Annotated in this window: 8 protein-coding genes and 2 pseudogenes; 6 read left to right on the forward strand and 4 right to left on the reverse strand. The window is 70.3% G+C overall.

The features are described 5' to 3' along the window. Positions 1–43: 43 nt before the first annotated feature. Both KZX60_RS08100 and KZX60_RS08105 read right to left on the reverse strand, forming a co-directional pair. Positions 44–1,213 carry a HAMP domain-containing sensor histidine kinase gene (locus KZX60_RS08100; protein WP_248117261.1) on the reverse strand — a complete coding sequence of 390 codons (1,170 nt, stop codon included), beginning with the start codon at positions 1,211–1,213 and terminating at the stop codon, positions 44–46. Continuing rightward, positions 1,210–1,923 carry a response regulator transcription factor gene (locus tag KZX60_RS08105; protein WP_248117262.1) on the reverse strand — a complete coding sequence of 238 codons (714 nt, stop codon included), beginning with the start codon at positions 1,921–1,923 and terminating at the stop codon, positions 1,210–1,212. Before KZX60_RS08105 ends, KZX60_RS08100 begins: the two co-directional genes overlap by 4 nt. A 156-nt stretch (positions 1,924–2,079) precedes the next feature. Here KZX60_RS08105 and KZX60_RS08110 point away from each other — a divergent pair, with 156 nt between their 5' ends. Both KZX60_RS08110 and KZX60_RS08115 read left to right on the forward strand, forming a co-directional pair. Continuing rightward, positions 2,080–2,961, forward strand: coding sequence for a F510_1955 family glycosylhydrolase (locus KZX60_RS08110; protein ID WP_248117265.1), 882 nt, complete (start codon positions 2,080–2,082; stop codon positions 2,959–2,961). A 360-nt stretch (positions 2,962–3,321) separates the two neighbouring features. Next, positions 3,322–4,217 (forward strand): annotated as a pseudogene (locus KZX60_RS08115) (IS5 family transposase). Here the strand turns inward: KZX60_RS08115 and KZX60_RS08120 are convergent. Beyond that, positions 4,212–4,346 (reverse strand): annotated as a pseudogene (locus KZX60_RS08120) (ArsR family transcriptional regulator); the annotation flags it as partial. The pseudogenes KZX60_RS08115 and KZX60_RS08120 overlap by 6 nt on opposite strands. 78 nt (positions 4,347–4,424) lie before the next feature. Here KZX60_RS08120 and KZX60_RS08125 point away from each other — a divergent pair. The 3 genes from KZX60_RS08125 (at position 4,425) to KZX60_RS08135 (ending at position 5,915) form a co-directional block, all read left to right on the forward strand. Next, positions 4,425–4,799, forward strand: a complete 375-nt coding sequence (locus tag KZX60_RS08125; protein ID WP_036334148.1) for a metalloregulator ArsR/SmtB family transcription factor — start codon at positions 4,425–4,427, stop codon at positions 4,797–4,799. Further along, complete coding sequence (locus tag KZX60_RS08130) at positions 4,799–5,710, forward strand: cation diffusion facilitator family transporter (protein WP_002854089.1); 912 nt, start codon at positions 4,799–4,801, stop codon at positions 5,708–5,710. Before KZX60_RS08125 ends, KZX60_RS08130 begins: the two co-directional genes overlap by 1 nt. Positions 5,711–5,774: 64 nt before the next feature. Next, positions 5,775–5,915, forward strand: coding sequence for a hypothetical protein (locus KZX60_RS08135; protein WP_002854087.1), 141 nt, complete (start codon positions 5,775–5,777; stop codon positions 5,913–5,915). A gap of 271 nt (positions 5,916–6,186) precedes the next feature. Here KZX60_RS08135 and merA read toward each other — a convergent pair whose 3' ends face one another. After that, positions 6,187–7,650 carry a mercury(II) reductase gene (merA, locus tag KZX60_RS08140; RefSeq protein ID WP_052520066.1) on the reverse strand — a complete coding sequence of 488 codons (1,464 nt, stop codon included), beginning with the start codon at positions 7,648–7,650 and terminating at the stop codon, positions 6,187–6,189. Between the two features lie 56 nt (positions 7,651–7,706). On the opposite strand from merA, the gene KZX60_RS08145 reads away from it, so the two are divergent. After that, on the forward strand, positions 7,707–8,096 hold the full coding sequence (locus KZX60_RS08145) for a heavy metal-responsive transcriptional regulator (protein ID WP_036382791.1): 390 nt from the start codon (positions 7,707–7,709) through the stop codon (positions 8,094–8,096). Positions 8,097–8,361 lie beyond the last annotated feature (265 nt).

An 8,361-nucleotide genomic window follows, 5' to 3' on the forward strand; every position in this document is an offset into this window, starting at 1 on the left:
GCCGGACGGCGCCTCTCCTCTTGGTATATACCCCCCGGGGGTATCATTCAAGGGGTGGAGCGCCGGTGTTCACGGTGGATAAACGGGTGCGCCGGTAGGTGGGCTGGTCGGGGGGCTGCTTGGTGGGCAGGTCGATGGTGAACGTCGCCCCGTCCGTGGTGGAGGTGGCGCTCAGGGTGCCGCCGTGGGCCTGGATGAGAGCTCGGGAGATGGCCAGGCCGACCCCGGAGCCGCCGTGGTCACGGTCGCGGGCGGTGTCCCCGCGGTAGAAGCGTTCGAAGACGTGCGGCAGGTGCTCGGGAGAGATCCCCTCCCCGGTGTCGGTGACGCTGAGCGTGACCCCGGACGGGCTTTGTCGGGCCTCGAGGGTGACCCGGCCCCCGGCCGGGGTGTGGCGCAGGGCGTTGGTGAGCAGGTTGCCCAGGACCTGGCCCATGCGCTGGCGGTCCACGTCCACGGCCAGGCCCGGATCGGCGTCCATGGTCAGGGCCACGCCCTTGGTGGCGTAGGCCTCCTTGTGGGCCTCGGTCGCGGCATGCAGCAGCCCGCTGACCCCTTGGGGGCTGCGGTCCAGTTCGATCCGGCCCTCCTCGGCGCGGGAGACGTCGTTGATGTCCTCCACCAGCCGGGTCAACCGGGCCAGCTGCTCGCCCATCAGCTCACCGGTGGGCTCGTCCCAGTGGGACACCCCGTCTTGCAGGGCCTCGTGGTAGACGGTCAGCACGGAGACGGGGGTGCGCAGCTCGTGGGCCAGGTCCGAGAGCATCCGTCGACGGGTGTCCTCGGTGCGCTGAAGCCGTGCGGCCATGGTGTTGAAAGACCCTGCCAGCTCCTCCACCTCGGTGCCGGCGCCCATGGCCGGCACGCGGGTGTCGTACCGTCCACCGGCCATGGCCTTGGCCGCCTGGGCCAGGGCGTTGATCGGACTCTGGATCCGGCGGGCGACATGCCAGGTCAATGCCAGACAACAGATCAAGGCCGTGGCCAGGGCCACGCCCAGGGTCCAGAAATTGGCGTCCCGGTAGGCCTGCTCCACGTGCAGCACCTGGGCTGCATCGTGTCCGGCCCCGGCCTGTTCCAGGTGCTCGTGGAACAGTGGTGGGCCGGCCAGGGAGGCCACCACCACCGCGGCCAGCACGCTGGCCCCCACCACCAGCAGCTGGGCGAGGAAGAACCGGGCCGCTAATCCTTGGTAGCGCCGCCGGCCGGTCATTGCTCCGCCATCCGGTAGCCGACCCCGCGGACGGTGTCGATATAGCGGGCCGGGTCCGCGTCGAGCTTGCGGCGCAGGTTCTTGATGTGCACGTCCACGAGCCGTTCATCGCCCACCCAGGCCGGGTCCCAGACGATATCGATCAGCTGGCGCCGGGAGAAGGCCTGGTGCGGGCGCCCCGACAAGGCGGCCAGCAGGTCGAACTCCGTGCGCGTTAGTTGCACCACCTGGCCCGACACGCGGGCCTCGTGGGCGGCCAGGTCGATGACCAGGTCACCGCAGACCCGTTCCGGTTCGGGGGCTGACACCGTTGTGCGCGGCCGGCGCATGACCGCCCCCACCCGGGCGACCAGCTCCCGGACGCTGAAGGGTTTGGTGATGTAGTCATCGGCCCCCACCGCCAATCCCTCCAACCGGTGGTGCTCATCGCCGCGGGCGGTGAGCATCAGCACATAGCACTCGGAGAAGGCCCGCACCCGCCGGCACACCTCGATCCCGTCGAGCCCGGGCAGGCCCAGGTCCAGGACCATCACGTCGGGCTCGTGAACCCGGGCGGCCTGCACTGCGGCCGGGCCGGTGTGGGTGAGGGCCACCTCGTAGCCGGCCCGCTCCAGGTAGGTGGCCACCATGCGCGCCAGCGGCTTCTCGTCATCGACCACCAACACCCGGCCGGCCGCCGGACCAGTCCCAGTGCCAGTGCCAGAGTTCATGGGTCCAGTCTCGCTCTGTCTCGCGCCCCGGCGGCTCAGAACGGTGCCGGGGCGGGGAATCTTCATCGAATCTTCAAGGCAAACCGCCCCATCCCGGCGCGTCACCGGCCGACAATGGTAGAAGCCCCGCCTTTTGGCCCGGGGCGGAAAGGCTCCATGACCCCCCTGACCCGTAGAACCCTGATCGCCGGCGGGCTGACCCTGCTCGGCGCTGGCACCCTCACCGCCTGCGCCGCGCCGAACCCCGCGACATCCCCGGCGGCCGGCACCGGCACGCAGGGCACCGGCACGCAGGGCACCGGCACGGCCATCACCCACGTCCATGCCCTCACCCGGGACCCCGAGTCCGGTGAGGTGCTGCTGGCCACCCACCAGGGCCTGTTCCGGCTCCAGGACGGGGAGCTGACCCAGGTCGGTCCGGTCGTGGACTTCATGGGTTTCACCCTGACTCCCGAGGGCCGCTACCTGGCCTCGGGTCACCCCGCGCCGCGCACCGGCCTGCCCGAGCCGCTGGGCCTGGCCGAGTCCACCGACCGGGGCCAGAGCTGGACGGTGCTCTCCCGCGGCGGCGCATCCGATTTCCACGCCCTGGCCGCCGGCCCGAACGGGGTTCTCGGCTTCGATGGGCAACTGCGCGCCAGCACCGACGGCCTCACCTGGCAGAGCCTTGAGATCCCCGTCGCCCCGGCATCGCTGGCGATCTCCCCCCAAACCGGGACCGTGCTGGCCACCACCGAAACCGGCATGTTGCGCTCGACCGACCACGGCGCGACCTGGACCACCCTGGACACCCCCCAGCTGATGCACCTGGTCGCCTGGGCCGATGACACCACCGCCGTGGGCGCCGGCACCGAGGGACACCTGCTGACCAGCACCGACGCCGGCGACACCTGGACCGCCAGCGACCGCCCGGTCGGCACGGCCACCGCCCTGGGAACGGGCATCACCGACGACGGGCAGACCGAAGCACTGCTGGTCGTCGGCTCGACCGTGCTGTCCACCACGGACGGCGGGAACACCACCGAATCGCTGCTGTGACCTCCTCCCGCCGCCCCCTGTCCGGCTGGCCCGCCCTTCGAACCGTTCTGGGCACCCTCGTGTTGATCCTGGGCCTGCTCGGGATGCACGCTGGTACGGGCACCAGCGTGGCTTGGGCCGGCACCGGTACGGCCGCCGCCACAACTGTTCATCACCTCGGGCCGGGGGCCATCGGTCCGGCCGGCATGGTGCCCGAGGTCGTGCTCCCGGCCGAGCCTGCCGGGGATGAGGTAGCCGACCCCGGGCTGCTGGTCTGTGCCCTGGAGGCCGTGGACGATACCTGCGCCTCGGCCCGGGGACTGGTGCAGGGTTAGGGCGTGTCTGAGAATAGATGCACGAGTCAGCTGAGACCCTGGGGACATGTCCCGGTTCCAGATGCTCTCCGACGCCCAATGGGAGTTGATCGCCCCGATGCTCCCGACCCGGACCGGCCGCGCCGGCAGGCCGTTCGCCGACGCCCGCGCCATGGTGGAGGCGATCATCTACCGGTACCGGTGCGGAATCGCTTGGAGGGATCTGCCCGAGGTCTACGGGCCCTGGCAGACCGTGTGGACCTGGCATCGGCGCTTGGCCGATAAAGGCACCTGGGACACGGTGCTGGCCACGCTGACCGCCGCCGCTGACGCCGAAGGCCTGATCGATTGGTCGGTCTCGGTGGACTCCACGATCGCCCGCGCCCACCAGCACGCGACGAACATCACCCGCCACACAGGGGGATGGATCGAACTACAAGAATCCGCGTGAGGAGCCGGCCGATCACGGCATCGGGCGCTCCCGTGGCGGGCTGAGCACGAAGATCCATCAGCTCGTCGATGGGACCGGGCTGCCACTGGTCAGCCTGATCACCCCCGGCCAGGTGAGGGGACTCCCCGATGCTGCTTCCTCTTCTGGAGCAGCTGCGCGTGACCCGGCCAGTGGGCCGGCCCCGGACCCGCCCCGAGGCCGTGCTGGGCGATAAGGCGTACTCCTCCCGGGCGATCCGCACCCACCTACGCGCCCGTGGGATCAAAGCGGTCATCCCCGAACCGGCCGACCAGCAGGGCCACCGCAGACGGCGCGGTGCCCGCGGCGGGCGCCCCATTGGCCTCGACGCGGCCGCCTACAAGGGCCGCAATGTCATCGAGCGCCAGTACGCGCACCTGAAGCAGTGGCGGGGCCTGGCGACCCGGTATGACAAGTACGCGATCGTCTACCGGTCCGCTGTGGTGCTGAATGCTGTGATCGCATGGTCCAAACGATTGTCAGACATGCCCTAGGTCGCGGGCGAGTACCGCCGGGTAGCTCGGGCCCTCGAGGAGTGTCATGAGGATGCGGGAGCGGGTCGGGTCGGCCATCGCCCGGCCCAGCCGGTTCATCACGTCCAGCCGCGAAGCAATAGTCAGCATGCGCTGACCATACAGAACCTGCTGACCTCTCGTGTGTGGCTCCCGTTGCTGATATCTGCATAGGTGTATGGTCGTGGCATGAGTGTGACGCCGTTGGATTCGTGTCAGGTCACCGCCGTCCATCCGGAGAAGGTGGCGCTGACCCGGGAGAGGATCCCCGACGAGCGCGAGGCCGGCAGGTTGGCCGGGCTGTTCAAGCTCCTGGGGGACCCGCGCCGTGCCCGGGTGCTGTATGCGTTGCTGGAGGCCGGCGAGCTGTGCGTGTGTGACCTGGCGGCGTCGGTCGATGTCGCGGAGGCGTCGGTGTCCCAGGTGCTGCGGGTGCTGCGTACCGCTGGGGTGGTCGAGAACCGCCGGGAGGGGCGGATGGTGTACTACCGCCTCGCTGACGGGCATGTGCGGATGCTGCTGGACGTCTCCCGTGAGCACGCCCGCCACGAGGGGCAGGGCTGATGGGGGCGGGACACAGCCATGCCCCGGCGACCGGGCATGCCGGTGGCCGCTACCGTCGGCGGCTGGCGGGGGCGTTCGCCCTGACGGCGGGCTTCTTCCTGATCGAGCTGGTCGCGGGGCTGGTGTCGGGGTCGTTGGCGCTGCTGTCGGATGCCGGGCACATGGCTGCCGATGTGGTGGTGCTGGGTGCGGCGCTGCTGGCGACGCGCATCGCGAGCCGGCCGGACTCCACGGGGCGACGCACCTATGGCTCCTACCGGGCCGAGGTGTTCGCCTCGGCGTTGGCGGTGCTGGCGATGCTAGCGGTCGGGGTGTACGTGGTGGTCGAGGCCATCAGCCGGCTGGGCGACGCGCCGGAGGTGGCCTCCGGCGCCATGCTCGCGGTCGGCTTCGCCGGCCTGGTGATCAACATCATCTCCATGCTGCTGCTGCGCAGCGGGGCCAAGGACAGCCTGAACGTCAAGGGCGCCTACTACGAGGTGATCGCCGACGCCGCCGGGTCGGTGGGTGTCATGGTCGCCGGCGTGCTGATCATCCTCACCGGCCAGCCGATCTGGGACGTCGTGGTCGCGGCGCTCATCGCGGTCTTCGTCATCATCCGGGCGGTGGTTCTGGGCAGGCAGGTGATCGCGGTGCTGGGCCAGCACGCCCCGGAAGGGGTGGACCCGGAGGACGTCGCCGGTGACCTGGACGCGGTCGAGGGGGTGGAGGAGGTCCACGACCTGCACCTGTGGACCCTGACGTCGGGGATGAACGTGGCCACGGCCCACCTGGTCGCTGACCAGGGCGCGGACCACGGCGCCGTGCTTGCCGGCGCGCGCCGGGTGCTGCGCGACCGTTACGGTATCGCCCATGCCACCTTGCAGGTGGAGGGCGCCGGCAGCGACGGCTGTCACGACCTGAGCTGGTAGCACTCGGCACGGAAGCCCGCTCGCGAGAGCCGCACATGCTTGAGCAACGTCTTAGGAGCGCGCGATGACCGCGAAGCACGGCAAGGGCCCCGGGCCGGACGAGGGCCAGCGGCCGGCCCGGCGCGGGGTGGTGCTCACCCTGCTGGGGATCGGTCTGGTCGCCGCGGCTTACGTGGTGACGATCGTGGTCATGGTGGTGCGGTGACGCGGCCCAAACGGACCGCGGCCTCATGGCGGCGCCGCAAGGCGGTCATCGCGTCGTCCAGTGCTGTCCTCGTCGGGTCGAGCACGTAGAGGTCGTGAAGACGTCCAGATATAGGCCTGGGACGGGAGTTCTTGCATCGACTGAACTCCCCGGTGGTTGCAGGTCCGATACGCAGGGGTGCCAGTAAGTAGGGCTGATCGGCGCCCATTTTCTTGTCTCGCGCCCCGGGGCGAGGCGGTCCCCTATCGGTGTCCCTGTGTGCGGGGCAGGTTCACGCCGCGCAGCAGGAGAGCTTGGCGATGTCGGTGGTGAAGGCCTGCGCGGTGAGCTTGAGGCCTTCGGCCATGGTCAGGTAGGGGCTCCAGAGGTTGGCGACCTGGCTGGTGGTCATGCCGGCCTCGAGCATGTAGACCCCGGCGGCGGCGAGGTCGCCGGCGTCCTGGGCCAGGGCGGTAATGCCGATGATGCGGCCGGTGTCGGCGTCGGTGACCATCTTGATGAACCCGCGGGTGTCGCGGTTGACGATCGCGCGTGGGACGTGCGCGAGTGACAGGACACGGCTGTCGTAGCGGATCCCGGCAGCGGAGGCCTGCCGTTCGGTCATCCCGACGGCGGCCAGGGCGGGGCTGGTGAACACGACCCGGGGCAGGTGGCGGTAGTCGACCTCGAGGCCGGCGCCGGTGAGGGCGTTGTCGGCGACGAGGGCGCCGTGGGCCGCGGCGACGTACACGAACTGACGGTGGGCGGTGACGTCACCGGCAGCCCAGACGCGCGGGTTGGTGCTGCGCAGATGGCTGTCGACGACCACCTCGCCGTGGTCGCCGGTGCGCACGTCGACGGTGTCGAGACCGAGCGTGGCGGTGACCGGGCGGCGCCCGGTGGCGACGAGTACCTCGGCCGCCCGGAGTTCCTGTGAGCCGTCAGTGGTGGTGGCAGTGACCGTGACCTCGCCGGTGGCCGGGTCGCGGCGGACCGCGCTGGGCACCGCGCCGCGGATGATCTGGATGCCTTCGTCCGTGAAGATCTCATCCAGGGCGGTGGACGCCTCGGGTTCTTCCTGGGACGCCAGCCGTGAGCGGACCAGCATGGTGACCCGGACGCCGAGCCGAGCGAAGAGCTGGGCCTGCTCCATCGCGACGTAGCCGCCGCCGATGACCAGCAGCGACTCCGGGACGTGGTCCAGTTCCATCGCGGTGGTCGAGGTCAGGTAACCGGCCTCCTGCAGGCCGGGGACCGGCGGCGCCCAGGGCCTGGAGCCGGTGGCGATGAGGTAGTGCGCGGCCCGGACCGTCTCCACCGTGCCGTCAGGGCCGGTGACGCGCAGTGCCGGCTCGCTGGGTGTGCCGACGAACGTGGCGTCCCCGGGGTGGAGATCCCATCCGTACTCGGTGGCCAGGTCCAGGTACTTCTCGCCACGCAGTGACCCGACGAGCCGATCCTTGCCGGCGATCAAGGCGGGCATGTCGACCGGCCGGACTTCGGGGAGCGGCAGGCCGGGGAACCGGGAGGCGTCGAGTGTGACGTGGCGGGCCTCGGCGGTCGCGAGCAAGGCCTTGGAGGGCACGCACCCGGTGTTCACGCAGGTACCGCCGACGGTGCCACGCTCGATCATCACCACCCGTCTGCCGAGGTTGGTGGCGCGGATCGCGGCCGCGAACGCCGCCCCACCGGACCCGATCATTGCCAGGTCATACGACCTGCTGTTAGCCGTTGCCGTCATGAACTCCTCCTTCATCGCCCTCAGGATCGACCTTCCAGTGCACTGGAAGGTCAAGGGGGAGAATGAGTGGCATGCGGATCGGTGAGGTGGCTCGGGCGTCGGGCACGACGAGCAAGACCCTGCGGTACTACGAGGAGGTCGGGCTGCTACCCGCCGCGGACCGCACCCCGGCGGGCTACCGGGACTACGGCGCCGAGGTGCTCGACCGGCTGGACTTCATCCGCCGGGGGCAAGCGGCCGGGCTGACCCTGGCCCAGATCGGTCAGGTGCTGGACATCCGCGACCGGGGGCAGGCCCCCTGCCGGCACGTCACCGACCTGCTCGACACCCGCCTTGATGTGATCGACCGGCAACTCGCCGAGCTCGCGCAGCTACGCACCACGATCGCCGACCTGCGCGAGGACGCCGCCGCCGGCGACCCGGCCACGTGCTCCCCCGAGGATGTCTGCCGCTACCTGTGACACCGAAGTTCACGGGCCCGTGGCAGCGCATGGCGGCCCACTCTGTTGCGTTGGGGTGTTAGACCTTTCGCAACGGTTCTGTTGCGCGGGGTGCACCCTATCGCGACGCCTATTCCTCCGGCCTGCCGTCGGCCGCTGAGTTGAGTCCCGCATAGTGGTGTAGCGCCCGGTGGTCGGGCACGTCGTCTCAGACGTGGACGCGGCCACCGTGTGATCCTTCGAGTGAACCTCTCACAGCACCCTCGAATGGAGTCATCACGATGAC

Source organism: Micrococcus sp. EYE_212, assembly GCF_023147585.1.
GTDB lineage: Bacteria > Actinomycetota > Actinomycetes > Actinomycetales > Micrococcaceae > Micrococcus.